At 41.9% G+C, this 21,571-nt stretch carries 16 protein-coding genes; 9 read left to right on the plus strand and 7 right to left on the minus strand.

Features of this window, described 5'->3' with window-relative positions; translation table 11 throughout:
- Nucleotides 1-6 precede the first annotated feature (6 nt).
- Complete coding sequence (locus tag U5K35_RS03795) at nt 7-1,278, minus strand: anthranilate synthase component I family protein (RefSeq protein ID WP_322570140.1); 1,272 nt, start codon at nt 1,276-1,278, stop codon at nt 7-9.
- A gap of 97 nt (nt 1,279-1,375) precedes the next feature.
- On the opposite strand from U5K35_RS03795, the gene U5K35_RS03800 reads away from it, so the two are divergent.
- Nucleotides 1,376-2,470: a quinone-dependent dihydroorotate dehydrogenase gene (locus tag U5K35_RS03800; RefSeq protein WP_322570141.1), complete on the plus strand. Its 1,095-nt coding sequence runs from the start codon at nt 1,376-1,378 to the stop codon at nt 2,468-2,470.
- Here the strand turns inward: U5K35_RS03800 and U5K35_RS03805 are convergent.
- A complete protein-coding gene (locus tag U5K35_RS03805; RefSeq protein ID WP_322570521.1) occupies nt 2,467-5,043 on the minus strand; it encodes a tetratricopeptide repeat protein in 2,577 nt (858 codons plus the stop codon). The genes U5K35_RS03800 and U5K35_RS03805 overlap by 4 nt on opposite strands.
- Nucleotides 5,044-5,076: 33 nt before the next feature.
- Complete coding sequence (gene pyk / locus U5K35_RS03810; RefSeq protein ID WP_322570142.1) at nt 5,077-6,516, minus strand: pyruvate kinase; 1,440 nt, start codon at nt 6,514-6,516, stop codon at nt 5,077-5,079.
- A gap of 202 nt (nt 6,517-6,718) precedes the next feature.
- On the opposite strand from pyk, the gene U5K35_RS03815 reads away from it, so the two are divergent.
- The 5 genes from U5K35_RS03815 (at nt 6,719) to U5K35_RS03835 (ending at nt 13,234) form a co-directional block, all read left to right on the plus strand.
- Nucleotides 6,719-8,086, plus strand: coding sequence for a GWxTD domain-containing protein (locus U5K35_RS03815; protein ID WP_322570143.1), 1,368 nt, complete (start codon nt 6,719-6,721; stop codon nt 8,084-8,086).
- Between the two features lie 116 nt (nt 8,087-8,202).
- Nucleotides 8,203-8,580, plus strand: coding sequence for a response regulator (locus U5K35_RS03820; RefSeq protein ID WP_322570144.1), 378 nt, complete (start codon nt 8,203-8,205; stop codon nt 8,578-8,580).
- Between the two features lie 50 nt (nt 8,581-8,630).
- The gene (locus U5K35_RS03825; protein ID WP_322570145.1) at nt 8,631-10,655 is read left to right on the plus strand and encodes a M1 family metallopeptidase; all 2,025 of its coding nucleotides are present in this window, start codon (nt 8,631-8,633) and stop codon (nt 10,653-10,655) included.
- A gap of 154 nt (nt 10,656-10,809) precedes the next feature.
- On the plus strand, nt 10,810-12,537 hold the full coding sequence (locus U5K35_RS03830; RefSeq protein ID WP_322570146.1) for a HAMP domain-containing sensor histidine kinase: 1,728 nt from the start codon (nt 10,810-10,812) through the stop codon (nt 12,535-12,537).
- On the plus strand, nt 12,530-13,234 hold the full coding sequence (locus U5K35_RS03835) for a response regulator transcription factor (RefSeq protein WP_322570147.1): 705 nt from the start codon (nt 12,530-12,532) through the stop codon (nt 13,232-13,234). The genes U5K35_RS03830 and U5K35_RS03835 overlap by 8 nt, the downstream gene beginning before the upstream one ends.
- Here the strand turns inward: U5K35_RS03835 and U5K35_RS03840 are convergent.
- Nucleotides 13,220-13,783: an NAD(P)H-dependent oxidoreductase gene (locus tag U5K35_RS03840; protein WP_322570148.1), complete on the minus strand. Its 564-nt coding sequence runs from the start codon at nt 13,781-13,783 to the stop codon at nt 13,220-13,222. The two genes, U5K35_RS03835 and U5K35_RS03840, sit on opposite strands and share 15 nt — an antisense overlap.
- Before the next feature lie 386 nt (nt 13,784-14,169).
- Nucleotides 14,170-15,525, minus strand: a complete 1,356-nt coding sequence (locus U5K35_RS03845; protein WP_322570149.1) for a replication-associated recombination protein A — start codon at nt 15,523-15,525, stop codon at nt 14,170-14,172.
- A gap of 169 nt (nt 15,526-15,694) precedes the next feature.
- On the opposite strand from U5K35_RS03845, the gene U5K35_RS03850 reads away from it, so the two are divergent.
- A complete protein-coding gene (locus U5K35_RS03850; protein ID WP_322570150.1) occupies nt 15,695-16,132 on the plus strand; it encodes a CBS domain-containing protein in 438 nt (145 codons plus the stop codon).
- Between the two features lie 9 nt (nt 16,133-16,141).
- Here U5K35_RS03850 and U5K35_RS03855 read toward each other — a convergent pair whose 3' ends face one another.
- Both U5K35_RS03855 and U5K35_RS03860 read right to left on the minus strand, forming a co-directional pair.
- Nucleotides 16,142-17,692 carry an acyl-CoA carboxylase subunit beta gene (locus U5K35_RS03855; protein ID WP_322570151.1) on the minus strand — a complete coding sequence of 517 codons (1,551 nt, stop codon included), beginning with the start codon at nt 17,690-17,692 and terminating at the stop codon, nt 16,142-16,144.
- 19 nt (nt 17,693-17,711) lie between these two features.
- Nucleotides 17,712-19,406: a hypothetical protein gene (locus tag U5K35_RS03860; protein ID WP_322570152.1), complete on the minus strand. Its 1,695-nt coding sequence runs from the start codon at nt 19,404-19,406 to the stop codon at nt 17,712-17,714.
- Nucleotides 19,407-19,553: 147 nt separating this feature from the next.
- On the opposite strand from U5K35_RS03860, the gene U5K35_RS03865 reads away from it, so the two are divergent.
- Nucleotides 19,554-20,174, plus strand: a complete 621-nt coding sequence (locus U5K35_RS03865) for an ABC transporter ATP-binding protein (RefSeq protein ID WP_322570153.1) — start codon at nt 19,554-19,556, stop codon at nt 20,172-20,174.
- A gap of 7 nt (nt 20,175-20,181) precedes the next feature.
- A complete protein-coding gene (locus U5K35_RS03870) occupies nt 20,182-21,285 on the plus strand; it encodes an aminopeptidase (RefSeq protein WP_322570154.1) in 1,104 nt (367 codons plus the stop codon).
- Nucleotides 21,286-21,571 lie beyond the last annotated feature (286 nt).

Here is a 21,571-nt window from a genome sequence, read left to right on the forward strand (position 1 = left end):
GTCAAACTATTTTTCAGCAATCCGTGTCAAAACACGTGCTTTTACATGCGTCTCTTCCCACTCTGCGTCAGGATTGGAGTCACCCGTAATGGCACCGCCCACAGGATAGGTTACATTCCCATCTTTTATTATTGCTGAGCGAATCACCACATTAAAATCAAAATCACCTTCGGGTGTAAAATATCCGATCGCGCCGGAATAGATTCCCCTTCGATACGTCTCAAGCTCTTCAATCGTTTTCATAACCTCTATCTTGGGTGCGCCTGTCATTGAGCCCATCGGGAAACACGCCTTAATCACATCAACGGGATGAACACCTTTCAACACCGTCGCCTCAATCGTTGAGATTAACTGATGAACCGTGCCAAACGACTGAACATCAAACAGCTTTGAAACCTGAACTGAACCGGTTTCTGCTATCAGGGACAGGTCATGGCGAACCAGGTCCACAATCATCAAATTTTCTGCCTTATTTTTTTCATTCAAGAGCTCTTCCCGATACTGCAAATCAGCGGATTTCTCATCGGATCGGGGAGATGTCCCTTTTATCGGTTCGCTGATCACCTTCCTGCCCGATTTTTTAATGAATCGCTCCGGTGATGAACAGCAAACCTGAAAGTCTTTCGTTTTAATAAACGCACCAAACGGCACCGGATTGATCTCTCTCATTTTCTTATAAATGCCTAGCGGACTGCCTGATAATTCTGCCCGTATCGGATAGGAGTAGTTCAATTCGTAAAAGTCGCCCTCCGTGATCAACCTCTGTATCTCTTTTATTTTGTGAATGTAGGATGACTTCTCTTCGAGCCTCTTGATATTCCTGACACTGCTTCCATCGCTTTTTACTCTTTGATTTTTAATCTCTTCGAGATTGACATTCCCGGACACTACCTCAATGTCTTTACCTTCTATTTTCAGCAGAATTTCAGGCACCATGAAATAGAAATCAGGCACATCTACCAACTCCGGATTTTCAGAGCCAAGAGGTTCGATATAATTCTTTAAATCATATCCAAAAAAACCAAAGGTCATACTCCGGCTCTCATCTACAAAATCCCGTATGGCTGACCATGGATTATCTTCTAAAGTTTTTTCCCGGCCATCTTCAATTTTTATGATATGCTTTCCCTTCCCGAAAATAACTCGCTTTGGCTGAACGGCTACATAACTCGTGACTGACGAAGGGTGCTCAGGCATTTGAGATTCGAGCAGAATGTACTCACTGTCTTCGTAATACTGCGTGATCTGATCAATGATATTTTTAGACCTTTTTTTCATTCCGCAAGTATAAAAGTTTTTCAGGCATTTTAATACCTGTTTCAATCCAATGAATCTCTCTTTACCTTAGGCAATCAACTTTTCATTAAACTGAAGTATGTATAAATTATTGATCAGGCCCTTCCTTTTCAGGTTATCGGCAGATTATGCACACGAACTCACGGTAAACGCTGCCAGCACCTACAGTAAAAGAAAGTTGTTTTTACGGGCTGCAGAAACCATTTATTCGTACTCCAATTCTGCTTTAACTCAAAATATCTGGGGACTAAACTTCAAAAATCCGGTCGGTTTAGCGGCAGGGTTCGACAAAAACTGCACCATGGCCCCTATGATGGAATCACTGGGTTTTGGATTTGTTGAAATTGGCAGCATTACAGCTTTACCCTCAACCGGAAATCCTAAACCAAGGAGTTTCCGCCTGCCCGTTGATCAATCGCTCATCAACCGATTGGGACTAAACAACGATGGAGCTCAAACCATCTCAAGGCGATTAAAAAAACTGGATTTAAATATCCCAGTTGGCGTAAACATCGCAAAAACTCACAATCCGGATATTTACGGAGATAAAGCTCTTGAGGATTACCGGACGAGCTTCAACCTGGTAAAAGATGAGGCTGATTATATTACGCTGAATATATCATGTCCAAACACCGCGGAGGGCAAAACATTCGAAGATCCTGATGTATTAGACTCTCTTCTGCAAACTTTGGAGCTAAATAAAGACTCAAGCCTGCCTCCGGTACTGGTAAAGTTTTCAGTTGATCTGGATGAAAACCGTCTGTCAGAATTGATATCTGTCTGTGAGAGTCACGCAATAAGCGGCTATGTAGCTACAAACACGTCCTCCTCGCGCGAAAATCTTAAAACATCAGCAGATGAATTAGAATCAATTGGTCGTGGCGGACTAAGCGGAAAAGCTATTCAGCAGAGAAGTACAGAGATCATCAGAAAAATTTATAAAAAAACGAAAGGAGAGAAGACAATCATCGGGGTTGGAGGTATAAGCTCAGGTATGGATGCCATAGAAAAAATCAAAGCGGGCGCAGATCTGATTCAGATTTATACGTCTATGGTTTATGAAGGCCCTTCCATTGTAAGACAGATCAATAAAGAGATTGCCGAGTATTTGAAAATAAATAACCTAGAAAACATTTATCAGATACGGAAAAAGGTCAATTCTCAATCAGATTAAAACCGAATCGGGAAATTCAGTTTACAACGGATGGAGTGATCTCCACCGACCGGATCGAAACTGAGATCTTCTATCACGGCATTCAACGCATTTTCAAACTCGGCGGGTACGTCACTGCTCAATATTGAAAAACTCTCTACCGATCCATCCGGATTCACTGCAAAACGGTATGAGATTATATCAGGCAGTTGCGATTTCTGTTCATCACTCCAGTTCATCTCCGCTATTATTCTTGAAGTCCCTCCCGCTAAATTTAACTGAGCTTCAACATCTTCGCATAGCGGCAGTTCTCCGGCGGGATCTGTCGGGTAACGATCCTCAGGAAATCTTTCAATCATAACTTCATCTTCTTCTTCATTTTCTTGTTCTTCTTTAAGATCAGCCAACAACTCTTCTACGGATTCCAGCATGAGTGAAGATCGTCGTCTTACTCGCGTATCTGTCTGTTCCATCTCCATAATTTGGCTCAACAACTCCAAAGCTGAGTTATAGAAAACAACAGAAGTTTCAGATGGAAGATCTTGAGCTGCTTTGAGATAATTTTCTGCCGCCTCCAGGTAAATCAGTGATTTTCTCTTTTCATCAGATATACTTTCTGCCAATTCAACGAGACTGTCCGCTTTTTCTGCGTAAGACGTATCAGCAATATTTTGTTGAATTGAAGCATACGCTATTTCAAATTGATCAGTTCTCCCTGTTTCTTCCAATTCATAATCAATTCCCAGCCTGACCGCTATCCTGTCTGCAAAAATACTTTCCGGATATTGATCAAAAAGAAGATTGGCCTGCTCTACCATTTCTTCACTATTATTTTCACTGACTTCCAGCTCTGCCAGTGAATAGATAGCTCGTGGAATGAGTTCTTGATTGGCTGATGAGTGAATCACTTCATTAAAATAGTATCGTGCGCTGTCCGGCATATTCAATGAGAGAAAAAACAGATTTCCCAATCTGTACTTAAACTGCTCTTTTGATCTTCTCATCCGGTTTTTTTCTTCCTCTGAAAATGGAATTTCTGACAGATCGATACCTGCACTGGCGGCCGTTTCTATCAAGCCGTTTCCACCGTTCGAAGCAACTGTAGTTTCAGAGGGATTATTTCCCATTTCGGGCTCTTCCTCAATAGAAGATATTGTCAATGCGCTCTGCCGTCTCCAATTGTCCTCTAACGGCCTATTTCCCCAAACGGCCCGAAAATAACTCTGGGCTTCCGCTTTTCGAACAGGGTCGTTACTGTTCAAAAATCCAAACTCCAAAACTTCCGTGGCGTCATCGGGGCTCTCGTCAATATTTGTCGCAGTAAACACATTCTGCTGCCGGTTAACTTCCGCACGATCCATCTGCTGATCCCGAATCCTTCTTATCACGGAATCCAGTTCTGCTTCGTTTAATGTAGACAGATGCAGAAGGCTGTCAACTCTTCCAATCTCATTTTTTAACGACGCGTACTCTCCAAATGCCCTGACAATCTCTTCCGCATTTACGTCATTATAAATATCAGATAAGTTGACGGATTGCGTGTTAGCTGAATCAAAATAGGCGGCAGCCGTTTGAAAATCATTAAACTGATCCCTGTGGATCTCGGCAAGTCCAAAATAGGATTTTGCCTTGATTACACTTGAAGGCGCATCAAACCGATCGCGCAGCAATCTATTATATCTTGAAACTGCTTCCTGTACTTCATTCATCTGCTGATAGGTTGTGGCAATTTCATATCGCAAATCAACATGGTAGTTAATAAACTTGTCGTCTCTCTCTAAACTCCTGAACAACTGCAGCGCTGATTGGTAATCTCCAGTATCGCGATACATCTGGGCGAGCTTCCGCTTTGAATTGAACTCAATATCGTACTCCGATATAATGGATGAGGACAATCGATAAGCCGCCAACGCCTGAAAATTATTACCTAATCTCTCATGAACCTGTCCGTGGAGAAAGTATGCTCTTGCTTTGAGACGATTACTTTTTAGCAGCCCGGTATAATCCTGTAGCACTCTTGAAGCCTCAATCCAATCACCTCTCTGTGAATATAATTGAGCTAACACTATATTTAATTCAGCTAAGAGTGCGGTGTCCCAATTATCTATAAAGTCGATCTCTTGCTGAGTGAAATTGATACCTTCTTCATAGAGCTCTAATTCCATGTAAGTACGGGATTGCCAAATGGTAGCTTCCTGCAGCTCTTTTCCTTCTGTTAGTGAACGCAGTTCCTGAAACTTTTCAAGAGCCGAGAAATACTCTTGCCGATAAAAATAGGATTGCCCAATTAATGAAACAGCCCTGGTAAGATATTTCGATTCAGCATGATCCCGAAGAATTGAGGCTCCCTTTTCGATCGCTCTTTCAAACTCTTCTCGTCCGGCTTCTGTAGGAGAAGGGTGTATCCTTATAGGTTGATCCGGATTGATATCGAGCTGCTGTCGTTGATTTAACTCAAGCCCCTCATCAAAAGCCTGTTTGGCGTTATAAAAGGTATTGTAGTAAGCGGTGAAGTTTTGCCACCCTTGCTTTATCGGGGACACGCAACCCGTCAGCAGAATGGCAAACAGAATGATATATAGATGTTTAAACACAGTTTTCAAACGTTTACATTCTGTTTAGCGTATCTAGTTTTTATCGATTGTGCTCACCTTAATCATGTTGGTTCGTCCACGCTTGGCAACCGGCATACCTGTAGCAATAATAACCCGGTCTCCACTGTTCACGTAGCCATTGTTCTGCAGATAATCTTCCATCAGTTTTACACTAATATCTGTGTCAAAAATCTCATTAAGACGTACTGATTGTACACCCCATACAAGATTTAACTGACGCCTTACAATCAGACTTTCCGTAAATGCTACGATTGGCACGCGAGGTCTGAATTTTGCAATTCTCCGGGCTGTACTGCCTGAGTGTGTTATGGTACTGATTGCTTTGGCCTCAATATTGTCTGCAATGGTAACACATGAATAAGCTAGCGACTCAATAATCTGCTTCTCTTTCCAATCCGGCTTTTTGTATTTCAGGCTGTAGTAAAGTCCATCTGCATTACCCTCTACAGATTTTATAATCTTATCCATGGTTTTAACAGCTTCAACCGGGTATTTACCGGCAGCCGTCTCACCTGAAAGCATAACAGCGTCCGTTCCGTCCAGTACAGCATTCGCTACATCAGAACTTTCTGCACGTGTAGCTCGAGGATTATTGATCATAGAATCGAGCATTTGTGTTGCCGTGATAACAGGCTTGCCGGCAATTCTACATTTTTCAATGATTTTCTTTTGAACCAGCGGTACTTGTTCACTTGGAATCTCAATCCCTAAGTCGCCCCTGGCAACCATAATACCATCGGTCTCTTCAATAATTTCATCAATCACATTAACGGCCTCCGGCTTTTCAATCTTTGCAATAATTGAGGCATTACTGCCGGCTGCTCTTATTCGTGATATCACATCCTGTATATCTCTTGCAGATCTGACAAATGACATGGCTACATAATCCACCCCTACTTTCAGGCCAAATTCTAAATCTTCTTTATCCTTCTCGGTAAGTGATGACATAGAGATATCTACATCGGGCAGATTTACACCCTTTCTTGATTTTAAAACACCACCAACAACTACTTTGGCTAAAATTCCATCATCACCCTTTTTAATAATTTTAAGCTCCAGCAGTCCGTCATCAATTAGAATCTGATTTCCAACCTGAGAATCCTCTGCCAGGTTTGGATAATCGATCGGAACTAAATCGGCTGTACCTACAACTTCCTCAGAAGTCAGTTTAACCATATCTCCGGTTTTTATTACCTGGGCATCGTCTTTCATTTGCCCAACTCTGATTTTAGGACCTTGGAGGTCCATTAAAACCGGAATTGCGTATCCAACTTTTTTCGCAACATCCCTTACATAACCTATTGTTTTTTTGTGTCCTTCGTGTGTTCCATGAGAAAAATTTATTCGTACAACATTCATCCCCGCACGATAAAGTTTTTCAATATCCTCTTTTGTATTACTGCTGGGACCTAAAGTACATACAATCTTTGTTCTACGAGCACCGCTTAGCATAAATATGTGATTGTTTAAGAATGATTTTTTGTTTAGATATGAAGATAACGTCTAATGTAAGCAATTATCCATCCATTTTGATGTTGTTAACATAAAGAACATAACGATTATTCACTCCACCAAGTTTTCCTCTAAAAATAAGCCTATGCCTATTCATCTTAAAAATTTCCTTCTCTTTTCAGCTCTAATACTTGGTTTTTTGATGTCCGGGTGTGTACGATCTTCAAATCCGGACGTTGAAAGAGGTTCTCTTTTTCAGTTTCAAGAAGGCTACCCGGAAGTCCGGACTTCTTCCATCGGTTTACTGAGTGAAACCGACCAACCCCTGATTAATATTACTACAGAAATTGTTCTTGGAAGTCTCATCTACAGTACAAAAGACGAAAGAAGAGTCGCCAATGTCAGCCTGGAAATTCGAATTTTGCAGAATGATGGAGATTTCACAAAAACGGTACGCAGAGATTTTGAAATTGAGTCTGAATTTGAAGGGTCGTTTATCAGCCAGGAAGTATTCACAAATAATGAAGTAATTGAAGTTGTACCAGGTAATTTTGAAGTAAACATTACCGTTCTTGACCAAACATCAGGCCGTGCTACCAACAGAACCAGTCAGGCTACTATTCCCAATCCTGAGGATCCGCAGATCAGCCTTACCACGATTCGGCTGCTTGGAAAAAACCTGGAATTGACGCAGGATCAGTTCATCCCAATTACTACATATACCGTACCGTCTAAAATTGATAGCCTCAAATTAGACTTTCAGGTAACAAATAACGATCTGGAAGATCCGCTTACCATCAATGCGCGGCTGCTTCAATATCCGGCAGATACATCCTATGCCCGGCCAATGAATTTCAATAATTATAGTCCGTCCTCTCTCCCATATATTGGGGTGGATATGAGACGAGCCAAAGAGATCGACACCAACGTTAGAAGACTTGATCAACCGGGAAGTGTGCTCATTGAATTTAAATACCCAATACTGGCACGTGGTACCTATCGTTTTGAAGTTGAAACCACAGATCAGGATGGAGAAACACTATACCGGGCGCGGGATTTTTCGGTGGTAAGTGAAAATTATCCTTCAATAATGACGGCCCGTGAACTTGCTGAGCCACTTATCTATCTGATGGATCGCCGTGATCACGAGCGAATGATGGAGATTCAGGAACCTGATTCTTTGAAAGAAGCTGTTGATCGTTTTTGGTTATCCAATGTCCAAAATATGAATCAGGCCAGGTCCGTCATCAATCTTTATTATGAGCGGGTGGAACAGGCCAATAAGCAGTTTACAACCTTCAAAGAGGGCTGGAAAACAGATATGGGCATGATTTATATTTTATTTGGCCCACCTTGGTATGTAGATCGATACCTTAACACAATGGATTGGTCTTACTCTTATGACAGGAATGATCCCCAATACAATTTCACTTTCAGAAGACCTAACCTGAAAAATGAATTTTTCCCATTCGACAACTATCTGCTTCAACGCAATCAAGGCTACTTCAATATTCAGTATCGACAAATTCAATTATGGCTTACCGGCAGCATACTCACGAATCGACTCTAATTCTGACTGAGAAAAGTTCACATTTCTTTTCTCGTTTAATTCTTTACCTTTTTTCAGAATAATAGAATTTTATATTAGCTTACGCTCTTGAACAATTACAATAAAAGCATCTACGCATGTCTGATAAAAAAAAGGTTCTGATAGTAGAGGACGATTTAATCCTTAGTCTCTTGTACGAGAATTACATGGACAAATTGGGATTTGAAACTGAAGGGGAACTCGTTTACGGTAAAACGGCGATTGAAGTAGCTAAGGAAGTTGAGCCGGATCTGATATTAATGGACATCTCTCTGGAGGGCGAAATGGATGGAATTGAGGCTATGAACGAAATCCGCAAGTTCTCCTCTGTGCCTGTAATCTACATTACCGGTAATTCTGATAAAGCTCACCAGGAACGTGCAAAACAAACAAATTACGAGGACTATCTAATCAAGCCAATCGAGTTTAACGAACTTAAGGCCAGTTTGATTAAAGCCGGCGTGTTATCTGAATAGAATACGCTTTACATAATTTACTCCTTACCAACACTTCAAGAAATACAGACATGATCAAGAATTCTCTCTCCATATCCATATTTTCTCTACTGTTTCTATTTACTCTCTCCTGTGCAAGCACAGAACAGCTGGACTCGACGGCAGAACGCCAAACCACCGAATCAGAACTACCCGTTTCGGAAGTTGAACGGCCGTTGCCCTATCCCATTGATGTACCGAATGCCTATTTACAAGCTGTAGAAAACGGCACAAGAAGCACAGATGGGAAACCGGGCGAAGGGTATTGGCAAAATTACTCCTCTTATAGTATTTCAGCTGAGATTGATCCCGAGATTCACACACTTTATGGAGAATCATCTGTAGAGTATACCAATAATTCGCCCGACGACTTGGAAGTCATCGTCGTTGAAATTGCTCAAAACCTTCATAAGGAAGGCACACCCAAAAAAGAAACCACAGAAATTACCGGGGGTAGTCAGCTGCAGCGCGTAAATGCAAATGGACAGGATTTGGAGTCAATTAGCATGTTCCAGCGCTGGACCCAAAATGCATCCGGATATGTTCTTGATGGTACACGACTTTATATTTTCCCTGATGAGCAACTTGCATCAGGCGGTAAAATGAATTTTGAATTTGAATGGTCTTTTGAAATTCCTCAGCAAGGCGCTTCGGGAAGAATGGGCCGTAATCGCGACAATCTCTATTTTATTGCCTATTGGTATCCCAAAATAGCCGTTTACGACGATGTTTACGGCTGGATGGATGATTCTTTTCTGGGTAATGCAGAGTTTTATCACGGGTTTGCAGATTACGAACTCTCAGTTACCATGCCGAAAGAGTGGCTGATAATGGGTACGGGAGAATTTCTTAATCCCGAAGAAACTCTTTCCCAAAGAACTTTAGAGCGGTACAATCAAGCCGGTAATAGTGACGATACGATTACCATAACAGATTTTGATGAACTTTCTGATGCCACCATCCAAAACGGCTCTGAATCACTAACGTGGAAGTTCTCTTCATCCAAGGTGAGAGATATTACATTCAGTGCTACTCTTGAGTCGCGATGGGACGGTACACGGACACCTGTAGGGGATCTGGATGGAGACGGTGAAATTGACTACTCACGAATCAATACTTTTTTCAGAGAACTTGCTCCGCTTTGGTCCGAACAGGCTGAATACGCGCAACACTCAATCTCATTTTTATCTGACTACACAAACTTTCCCTATCCCTGGCCACACATGACTTCTGTAGAAGGTGCCGGTATAATAGGTGGCGGTATGGAATTTCCAATGATGACAATAATTGGAGATTACAACAATGCCGGGGCTGTTCGGCTTTACGGAGTCACGGTTCATGAATTAGCTCACATGTGGTTTCCAATGATATTAAGCACAAACGAAAGGCGTTACACCTGGATTGACGAAGGCTATACAAGTTTCCATACCAACGAAGCCAATAAAGATTATTACGGCGACCGGTTTGATAACAACGACATTTTCGGAGGATATCTGCAAATTGCCGGGACCGACCTTGAAGGTGAAATGATGAGATGGTCCGATTTTCACTATCCCGGCCCCGCATACGGCGTTGCTTCCTATCCAAAACCGGCATCTGTTTTAGCCGCACTGCGAGGTGTATTGGGTAATGAACTCTTCCTGGAAGCCCATCATGAACTCATCGAAAGATGGCAGTACAAGCATCCCTATCCATGGGATATTTTCAACACGTTCGAAGATGTGGCAGGTAAAGATCTGTCCTGGTTCTGGAGAGCATGGTACTACGAAACTTGGACTCTGGATCAGGCTGTGACGGATGTATTGTCTGAGAACAACAGCTACACAATCGTTATTGAAGATATTGGAAATGTACCGATGCCGGTGCTTTTAGAAATCACACTAGCCAACGGCGAAAAAATCGATCAGCGCATAGATGTAGACCATTGGTTGCAGGGGCATCGAACCAAAAAGTTAACAATCGATTCAAATTCTCAGGTTGTACGTGTTGAAATCGATCCCGAAAATCACTTCCCGGATGTAAATCCCTCAAATAACATTTGGGAGCGAGGCAATTAAAATCAATATTTAAAGACTGATTTCGTTTATCCAGTTATAATGGATAGCTGCTGAATCACGTTTTTGCCATAAGGTTTGTAAAAATGTATTACACACCATGAAGAATCAGACTGATGTTTCTATTTTAAATTGATTTTAAATTCAATTACACTTCATGCCGTTTTTTAACAAAATGCGTAAGCTTAACTCTGTAAGATGGTTATTCCTCAGTTTGGGAATAGTTGCCGTATTGGCTCTTACAGCGATGAATATCTATTCACTCTACGCTTTACGCGAATCTACCATAGAGGCTGCCAAAGACAATAAAAAAAGTCAGCTTGACGAGTTCACTTTCCAGGTTAGACATCAATTTGGTGGACCATTTCGGGAACTGCGAAAACTGGATATTGAGAAGCTGGAAAGCAGCTGGAATGTAAGTGGAAATTTCCCTGCCCACTTTATTGATGTTTTGGGCAAAGCGTCAGAAGACCCTCTCTATGATGATATTTATTACAATCCAAGCGACTCAGACGCTTGTTACGACGACACACAACCTCTCTATAAGTTCGATCCTGAATTGAAAATGTTCACCATGGTTGATGAGGTGCCGGATCTTGTTTGTGATGGCTTTGGCATTTCCAATTCCAGGGTTAAAGCACTCATTGATGAATATCGGTTTAACAACAAAGTTACCTTCGATGCTCATCGAAGCATGAACCTTGCTCTAATAAATTTGGACGATAAAGTTGTAATCGGTCATCTAAACTTTACCATAAACCGAGATTATCTGATTAACGAAATTATTGACAAAAAACTAAAGGAGCAGTTTGGCCCCACAGATAAAACCGGGATCGTAGTTTGGCTCAGAGACTGGATACAGGACGATATTCTATCCAGCAGTGACGAACAGTACACTTATAATCGTGATGTCTATGAAATCGATATGAGGCAGCGATTTCCGGAAATGCTTGAAAACTGGATTCTTCACGCATCTTTCCTGCAATCGCCAACGGTTGCTGCCACTAATGCATCTCTGACGAGAAACCTAATTGTTCTTGGTTTTGCAGTGATCGTCCTTTTTGGAGCTCTGGTATTTATGTTCATTAATGCTCAGCGCGAAAGAGAGTTAGCCCAGCGCCAGGCCGGTTTTCTTGCGAATATCACCCACGAGCTTAAAACGCCATTGGCAGTCATGCAGGCAGCCGGCGAAAATATTTCGGATGGCCGTGTAAAAGACGGGCAACGGCTAAAAAGTTATGGAGAGCATATCTACAATGAATCCGTTCGTTTGCGAAAAATGATCGAAAAACTTTTGGATGTTGCCAAGGTAGATTCAGGACAAACCGTATTGGAACAAGCTCCACATCAATTGGATGACCTGGTCACAGACTTTGTGAAATCCAATAAGCAGTATATCCAATCTAAAGGTTTTGACCTTAATTTTGATAGCGATTCGGACCTACCGCTTGTGATGATCGACCCTGACCATCTTGAAACGATTCTCAACAACCTGATTGAAAATGCTATAAAATACAGTTCCGACACTAAACAGATCGACATTCAATTGACCAAAAATAGTGATGATGTCGAAATCTCTGTAGCTGATAAGGGAGATGGAATGGCAAAGAAAGTTCAGAAACTTATATTCGAAAAATTTTACCGGGTTGAAAACAGCCTGACGGCTAAAACCAAAGGCCACGGCTTAGGGTTAGCCATTGTTAAAAACATGGTTGAATTAAACGGCGGCACGATACGTGTTGAAAGTACAGAAGGGAAAGGTTCAACATTTACAGTTAGTTTTCCGGCCCTCATCAAGGGACAGGATCAGTATGAGCCAACAAGTTTCGCACCTCAATCTACAGATAGTGAAATCAAAAATATAGACTCCAAGCAATATGTCTGATAAACAAAAGAAGATCGTTATCGTAGAGGATGAACCCAGTCTTGTTTTTACTCTTCAAGACACTTTAGAATCAGAAGGTTACGATGTAACTGTAGTTCAGGAAGGTGATAAAGCCGTCGGAGCTGTTAAAGATGTTGAACCTGATTTAATGCTTCTCGATATCATGTTACCGGGAACAAGTGGGTACGACATTTGCAGAGAGGTTCGGGACTTAAAGTATACTTTTCCAATCATCATGCTCACTGCCCGTGATCAGGAAATCGATAAAGTTGCCGGATTAAACATCGGTGCTGACGACTATATGACAAAACCTTTTGGAGTTAAAGAACTTCTTGCACGCATAAAAGCCAGGCTGCGAAGAGCAAATGCTTACTCCAAAACCGGTCCTGTCGAAATGTTAAAACTTGGCGATGTTAAAATTGACCTTAAAGAGTCTAAAGTCATCAAGCCCAACGGAGTGGAACACGAACTCTCCACCCGAGAGGTAGAACTCATCCAGTACCTGGTATCCAAGGCAAATAAGCCGATCTCAAGAGACGACCTGCTTGAAAATGTATGGCGCTACGAGTATAGCACCAACACAAGAACCGTGGATGTGCACATCTCAAAATTACGAGCAAAAATTGAAATGCAGCCTGATGATCCAAGATTCCTGGTGACGCTACACGGAGTGGGCTACATGTTACGCGTCAACTGAAACATCCAAATTTTTCACCTGCTCAACAAAATCAGGGAATCCATCCAGCTGACTCATCAATAATTTTTGAAGCATTTTATTTGATAAGCCTGATTCCGGATCAAATGTGTCATTCACTCTTTGAATAAACATTCGTTCCGGGTAGATATATGCCTTTCTATATTTAAGCAGCTGTTCAAATTGTTCTACGGGTCGCAATGCCCCAAATGCGCCGGCGGCTTCTCCTATTAGCGAGACAGGTTTCATTTCAAGGGCATCAGGGAATGGGAGATAATCGTAAAAGAATTTCAAAACCCCGGGAAAACCTCCGTTATACTCGGGAATAACAAAAAGAAACCCGTCTGCACTTAAAAGTTCACGGTTAAATTCTTTCACGGAATCGGGTGTATTTCCATATTTACCTCCCACTATATCCTCAAACGGATAATCCATCAGTGAGAAAATCTTTGTATCCGCCTTTTTCGCCAGATACTGCTCCACGTACTTTGATACTTTAAGCGCATTAGAGTTAGGTCTGTCAGTAGATGATAAAATGTGTATAAGACTCATACTTGTGTTGTTCTTTAATTTTTTAGCTATTGCAGACATAACACTTCAATCTGAATAAAGATTCGTGTTATTAATCGACGCACAAAATTTAGTATTCCGGCACTGATGAATTCAATTCAAACTGCCTTACAGGGGCCTGCACGAAATAAAATCTTTATTTTAATAACTTAAAAAAAGCGCTTTTCTGTATCATATAGTTAAATAATAATTGCTTAATGATTTTTTAACTTAATTTAATTTGTATAGCAAGCTATTTCACTTTATCATTTGACTGTAGCATAAAGGATTTACGCTATGAATTTACAAAAGAGCTCATGTTATGGTAGACATCGAGCAATAGCTCCAATACTAGAAAGCCGGAATGGATAATTCCGGCTTTTCTATTTTCAGGACTTATCTGATTGATCCCTCAGCATCTTTAACCTTTCCCACATTTTTTTCTCCCGGCCTGTATTCCCGCCTTCATACCACGATTTATCTTTAACTTCATCAGGCAAATACTGCTGATCTACCCAACCGTTAGGATAGCTGTGTGGATATTTGTAATCATCCGAAGCGTTTTTCACGTCCAGATATTGAGAGGCGAGTTTATTCGCGGTTTTATCTTTCAGATGTTGAGGCACATCTTTCACACCTTTCTCCTTGATAAGGCTATTGGTTTCAAAAATGGCTTTGGTACTGTTACTTTTTGCGGAAAGTGACAAGAATATTGCCGCATGCGACAAAAAATAGAGGCCTTCCGGCATCCCGGTCTTCATAAAAGACTCGTGCGCAGCATTAACAACCGTTAAGGCGTACGGATCGGCCATGCCAACATCTTCTGATGCAAAAATCAGCATCCGCCTGAAAATAAAATTCGGATCTTCCCCACCTTCCAGCATTGCACTCATCCAGTAAAGAGCTGCATTTACGTCAGATCCCCGCATAGATTTAATAAAAGCGGAAGCATAGTGATAGTGTTCATCTCCGCCTCGATCGTACCTTACATTGCGTTTTTGAATGGATTCTTTTGCAATTTCGAGTGTAATACGAACAAATCCATCCTTCTCTTTGGCGGTAGAGAGTGCCGCAACTTCTAAAGCATTCAAAGCGTTTCTGACATCTCCACCTGCATTTTCAGCAAAATAAAGCTTAGCGTCTGGTGACACTTCAATCTTCAGATACCCGAGCCCCCGCTCTTCATCTGCCAGAGCACGATCAATCATCTCTTCAACATTATCCCGGGTAAGCGGAAAGAGTTCAAAAAGCTGACACCTGGAAAGGAGTGGATTCACCAGCGAATAAAAGGGATTTTCAGTAGTTGCACCCACCAGCGTTATGATACCCGACTCGAGATGAGGAAGAAGTGCGTCCTGCTGAGCTTTGTTCCATCTGTGAATTTCGTCCACAAAGAGTATGGTCTTACGCCCGTTGGCTTTTTTTTGATGCTCCGCTTTGGCCACAACATTTCTCAACTCTTTAATACCGTCCAAAACAGCATTGATAACCTCAAATCGTGCATCTATTTCGTTGGAGATCACATACGCCAGCGTAGTTTTACCGGAACTTGGAGGACCGTAAAAAATCAATGAACCGATTACACCGCTCTCTATCATCCGTTGCAGCATTTTCCCTTCGCCAACCAGGTGATCCTGCCCTACAAATTCATCCAGGGATACCGGACGCATTCTTGTGGCAAGCGGTTGGTTTTTGTCGTCCGGTTTTCCTTTAAAACTACCGGATTCATTTTCAAATAGATTCATCGTACAGTCAATTTTATTAAGCGAAGCGATAAAGAATTTAGAAACAGATGATAACGAAATTACATTGGAATTTCGCTGCACATCAAATATGCAATTTTCATTGATCTTCTTGCATAATGAGAAAATTCTGCTTATTGATAATGAGTACTAAAACTAAAAAGGGAGGTATATGACAGTTAAGGATATTCTAAATCGAAAAGGATCAACCGTCTATTCTGTGCATCCTAACGAAACCGTTTACGATGCCATAAAGAAAATGGCTGATTTAAATATAGGTGCACTTCTCGTTCTTGATGATGGAAAAGTGAAGGGAATCATATCTGAACGGGACTATAGAAACAAAATCATCCTAAAGGGCAGAACCTCTGCCTCCACACCGGTGAAAGACATTATGGTGAAGCAGGTATTCTGTGTAAACAGTTCCGACAGCATCAATTTATGTATGCAGCTAATGACTGAAAAGAAAATTCGCCACCTGCCGGTTTTGAACAATGGAGATTTAGCCGGGATCATTTCCATTGGCGATGTTGTAAAGTCAGTCATCGATGATCAAAAAGTGGAAATAGACTCACTTCGCAACTACATCGCGGGAAGCTATCCCGGGTAAAATATTTTCTTAGAGCGGCAGATTATCGTGTTTCTTCTTAGGTACCCGGTCAGCTTTGTTGTGGCATAATTCGAACGCTTTAATCAGTTTTTTTCGCGTTTCGGATGGCAAAACCACATCATCAATAAAGCCACGCGCGGCCGCTTTATACGGATGAGCAAACTCATCACTGTAGCGGTCTTCCAACTCTTTCTGCTTCTCTTCGGGATTGTCTGCCTTGGCAATTTCACGCCTGAAGATAATTTCGACAGCACCTTTTGTACCCATAACCGCAATTTCAGCCGTTGGCCAGGCAATATTATAGTCGGCCCTGATATGTTTGGAATTCATTACGTCGTAAGCGCCTCCATAAGCTTTTCTGGTAATAACCGTCATTTTTGGCACGGTTGCTTCACAAAAAGCATACAGCAGTTTTGCGCCGTGCTTTATGATTCCACCCCATTCCTGGTCCGTTCCGGGTAAAAATCCGGGCACGTCCTCGAATACAACCAGCGGAATATTAAATGCATCACAGAATCGAACAAATCGAGCTCCTTTTAGTGAGGCATCAATATCGAGAACTCCGGCAAGCGACAGCGGCTGATTGGCAACAATTCCAACCGTACGTCCATCCAATCGGGCAAAACCCACTACAATATTATCAGCATAGCGCTCATGCACTTCATAAAAAGAGTCCTTATCCATCACCCCATCAATAACATCTTTGATGTCGTACGGCTTATTCGGATTAAGCGGTACCAAGTCATTCAGAGCTTCAGCCTTGGAGGCTTCCGGTTCCACTGAAGGCTTCATGGGTACTTTCTCTTCGCAGTTCTGCGGTATATAGCTAACCAGCTTTCGGATATTCTTTAAACAGACTGCGTCGTTTTCTTCAGAAAAATGCGCCACACCGGATTTAACACCATGAGCTGATGCGCCGCCAAGCTCCTCAGATGTCACCTCTTCGTGTGTAACCGTTTTTACAACATTGGGCCCGGTTACAAACATGTAGCTTGTATTTTTGACCATAGAAACAAAATCCGTCAGGGCCGGACTGTAAACAGCTCCACCTGCACAGGGCCCCATAACTGCAGAAATCTGCGGTATTACACCGGAGGCCATCGAATTTCTCCAGAACACCTCAGCATAACCGCCCAGAGAGCTTACCCCTTCCTGAATTCTGGCTCCGCCTGAGTCGTTCAACCCAATGACCGGAACTCCATTTTTCATAGCGAGATCCATAATTTTACAGATCTTTTCGGCGTGTGTCTCGGAAAGTGAGCCCCCAAAAACGGTGAAGTCCTGGCTAAAAACGTAAACCGGCCGGCCGTCAACTTTGCCATATCCGGTTACAACACCGTCTCCCAAAAACTGTTGATCCTCAAGCCCAAAAGCAGAGCTTCGGTGAGTTACAAACGCGTCGATCTCTTCAAAACTGTTTTTATCGAGAAGCAGATCAATACGCTCGCGGGCCGTGAGTTTGCCTTTATCGTGTTGTTTTTTTATTCGGGCTTCACCGCCGCCTTTTTTCGAATCTTCCCTGAGTTCTAATAGCCGTTTTACTTTTTCGTTTTCAGACATTCTGTGCAGTTGATATTTTTTATTTTCGCTCCTTAAAAAAGGTATGAAGTCTGTCGGTAAAATCAACAGCTACTTCATCAAATATATCGATATGATTTCGATTAAAAACCTCATCCTTAATAAATCTTGAGGCGCTCTTCCAATCATCCAGAAGTGCGATATCCTCTAAAGACTCCTCATAAGCTTTTTCTGATCCGCTAAATATACCATCCACGAATCGTTCTCTTTCGTCAGAAATCCAATTCATCAGCTCTTCTGCAGTTGCTTCCTCATTTCCATCGTCATCCTCATCGTAGCTTCCGAAGAACGAATCGGCCAGTTTATCAGCCAACTGCAATTTTTCTGCTTCGACTGATTTTGATTTGGAATCAGCACTATCTTCATCTTCCACAACACTGCTTAAATCTTCTCTTTCGAGGAAAGCCCTCCAGATAGGAACATCCTCCTCATCATCTGTCTCGTTATAAAGCTCGATAGACTCAACGCCGGCTTCTTCATCTTCATCCGGCCTATCCGTCTCGGCAAGGTCCTCAACTTCAGACTCGCTTTTCCCTTTTACAGTTTTCTTTTTAGGAGAATCGCCTCCGGAGATCGCCCTCCATTTGCTTAGCAAGTCGGAATGTAATTTGTCGGGATCTTCATCCTCATCATCCAGCTTCAGAATATCCCGCCGTATCTCCCTTGTTGATTCCCCGGCATCCAATTTTTCAATTTTACTGCCTTTATTATTCTCCGTTATATCTTCTTGCTTATCAAGCCTGAATTTTGAGTGAATTTCTTCTTCAGAATCCTCCTCACCCTCACTTGAATCACCGGCTTCTTCATCTGTTTCAGATTGTTCATCTCTTCGTTTCCGGAATGAATTGAGTATGGAATCCTCCTCGTCATCATCTTTTTTCTCTTTTTTGGGACTTTTTGAAGTTTTGGGTTTCGGCTTTGAATCTGTTTCAGAATCTTCGGTTTTTGCCTCGCCGGTCACTTCTTCATCGTCCAATAGATGATCCGGTGATGACATCACCTCAATAAACTCAGTTCTATTTAAAGATTTATTAAGCTGATCGAACAGTCTTGAAATTTTCTTACGCCCTTTATCTTCGAAGTAAAGCCGGAACATGTCGGTATCTACGGAGGGGCCCGCTAAAACAAATAGTGGTTCCAGCTCTTTAGCCCAATCCAGAGAGTTAAAGGAGTGAATCAATTTTTCATCTATCTGAGAAATAATCTTTTTACACTCAGAGATTTTGAGCTCGGTTTTGCTCTTTTTCTCCATGTATCGAATCAGTGCAGCTGCGAGCGGACGCCCAACTGTTATATACCGGATTCTTTTTTTCAGATCCTTAACAGTTAGCGTCTCATCATTGCCAAATAAGATTTCAGGAATTGCACTTCGGGGTTGAGTAGCGAGCTCCAGAGCATCCGCCACGGCAGTTTCAAGCAGTGGAGCTGCGTAAGAAGCCGGCATTCTCACTTCTGCTTTTATCGCCTCGAGGAAATTTTTCCAGGCAAAACGGACAGAATCACCGTCCATATCAGCCCACTCTGTTTCAGGTGGATTAACCGATTCACTCAGATTTTGGTGCATTTCCAGAATAACTCTCTCAGTAATAAACGGTGGTATATCAAGCACCTGGAGATCTTCCGGAGTGTAATAATCTCTAAAACGGGGCAACTGAGCTGTCAGCTTCTCTGTGATGTGGCGTACTGTTCGCTCCATATCTTTTTATATTTACTCGTTATGCAAACTTTGTAAGGCTTCTATTATAATAACTTTTCTTCAATTACTTTATGATCAATTTTGCCACAATTTTATTAAAACCCTCTTTTTTCTTCATTTTGCATCTCTTAAAATTTACCTTCCATCATGATTGAAATCTCTGCAGACAATATTGCAAAAAATTATGGCAAAAAACGGGTGTTAAACGGCATTAGTTTTCACCACCAAACTGCTGCTTTGGGAATTGCCGGTGCAAATGGATCCGGAAAATCGACGCTTTTAAAAATTATTTCGGGTTTACTAAAACCAACTTCCGGAGAAGTACAATGGAAGATACATGAAGACAAACTGTCACCTAAAGCCATAATTCCATATATCGGGTTTTCAGCACCTTATGTTCAACTTTATGAGGAACTGTCTGTAGAAGAAAATTTACGTTTTTTAGTGGAGCTTCAAAAAAACTCCGCTTTAGAAGATATTAACGATCTGCTACACCGTTTCGAAATAAAAAAGCTTCAAAATTCTCTGTACGGCAACTTATCTACCGGCCAGCAACAGCGCGTTAAACTGGCTTCTGCTGTAATTAAAAAACCATCGATTTTGATCATGGATGAACCGGGATCCAACCTGGATCAAAAAGGAAAATCACTGATCAGAAATCTGGTTCAAACATACAGAGATAATAACAAAATGGTCATTATTGCCTCCAATCTGCAAGAAGAACTGGATCTCTGCGACAAAACGATAGACTTAAACAATTTTAAATAAGAACAACATGTACACTCCTGAAGACAAAAAACTGGCCAAACAACTCCTGAATCACAGCACCGAGTTAAAGAAAGGAGAAAATGTAATGCTGCAGCTTGTAGGGCTGAATGGGATCGGATTGATTAGAGCACTCACAGATGAGGTTCGAAAAAAAGGAGCTCACCCTTTCATCAAAATTGAAGATGGGGAGACAAATCGTCTTCTGCTTGAAAATGGGGATGAAGAGTTTTGGACAAATCAAGCCAATGTAGACCAACTGCCGTTGATGAAACAGATGGATGCTTTTATTGGTATCCGTGCAGCCGAAAACATCTACGAGAATTCTGAAGTACCGAAAGAGGCGAATCGGGCTTATTCTCAAAAATTCCTCAACCCGGTACATTTTGAAGAGCGCGTGAACAATACAAACTGGGCCGTGCTGAGATATCCATCCGCAGCTTTTGCCATGAATGCCAAAATGCCCACCGAAAAATTTCGGGAATTCTACTACGCCGCTTGTCTTTTCGATTACAACAAACTGGAGCAGGCAATGAAACCGCTCGAACAACTTCTGCGAAAAACAGATCAAATTGAACTTAAAGGAGAGGGAACGGATATCAGCTTTTCTGTGAAAGGACAGAACTGGATTCCCTGTTTTGGTAAGCGAAACATTCCGGACGGAGAGCTTTTCTCCTCGCCAATTCTGGATTCCGTAAACGGGCACATCACCTATGCACCGTCAGTCTATCAGGGTAAGCCGTTTGAGTTTGTCAAACTTGAGGTTGAGAACGGCGTGGTGACCGATTTTGACTCCTCCAATAATTCAGCACTCGAGGAGATTTTAGATACAGATGAAGGAGCAAAACGGTTTGGAGAGTTCAGTTTTGGCCTGAATCCCATCATCAGCGAACCGATGTACGACATTCTTTTTGATGAGAAGATCTACGGTTCAAACCACCTCACGCTTGGAAACGACTACGAAATTGCCCCCAACGGAAATGAGAGCAACATCCACTGGGACCTGGTCTGTATCGGAGCGGATGTTTACCTGGATGGTGAGTTGATCCGAAAAGGGCGAGAATTTGTGAAGGATGAACTGAAGGGGTTAAATCCTGAATCGTTGATCAAATAGGGTCTGACTACTACACCAAAACCTCCAAGGTTTCGAAAATTTGGGAGATTTAATTTAGTAAAGCGGTATTCCAACCCTCCAAGAGTTCAAAACTCTTGGAGGGTTTTGTGTTTATAAAATCCATCACCGTCAACACTTTTCAAGCGGGCAGACTGTTTAATTTTAATAGGCAGCATAAAGCAGCAAATTCACTTCTATTCTAACCTTACTTTAATTTTTCAAAACTCTTCACCACTTCACTTTCTTAGCTAAATAGTATCATATATCTGAACGATTTATTTTAGAA

The organism is Rhodohalobacter sp., from assembly GCF_034521535.1.
Taxonomy (GTDB): domain Bacteria; phylum Bacteroidota; class Rhodothermia; order Balneolales; family Balneolaceae; genus Rhodohalobacter.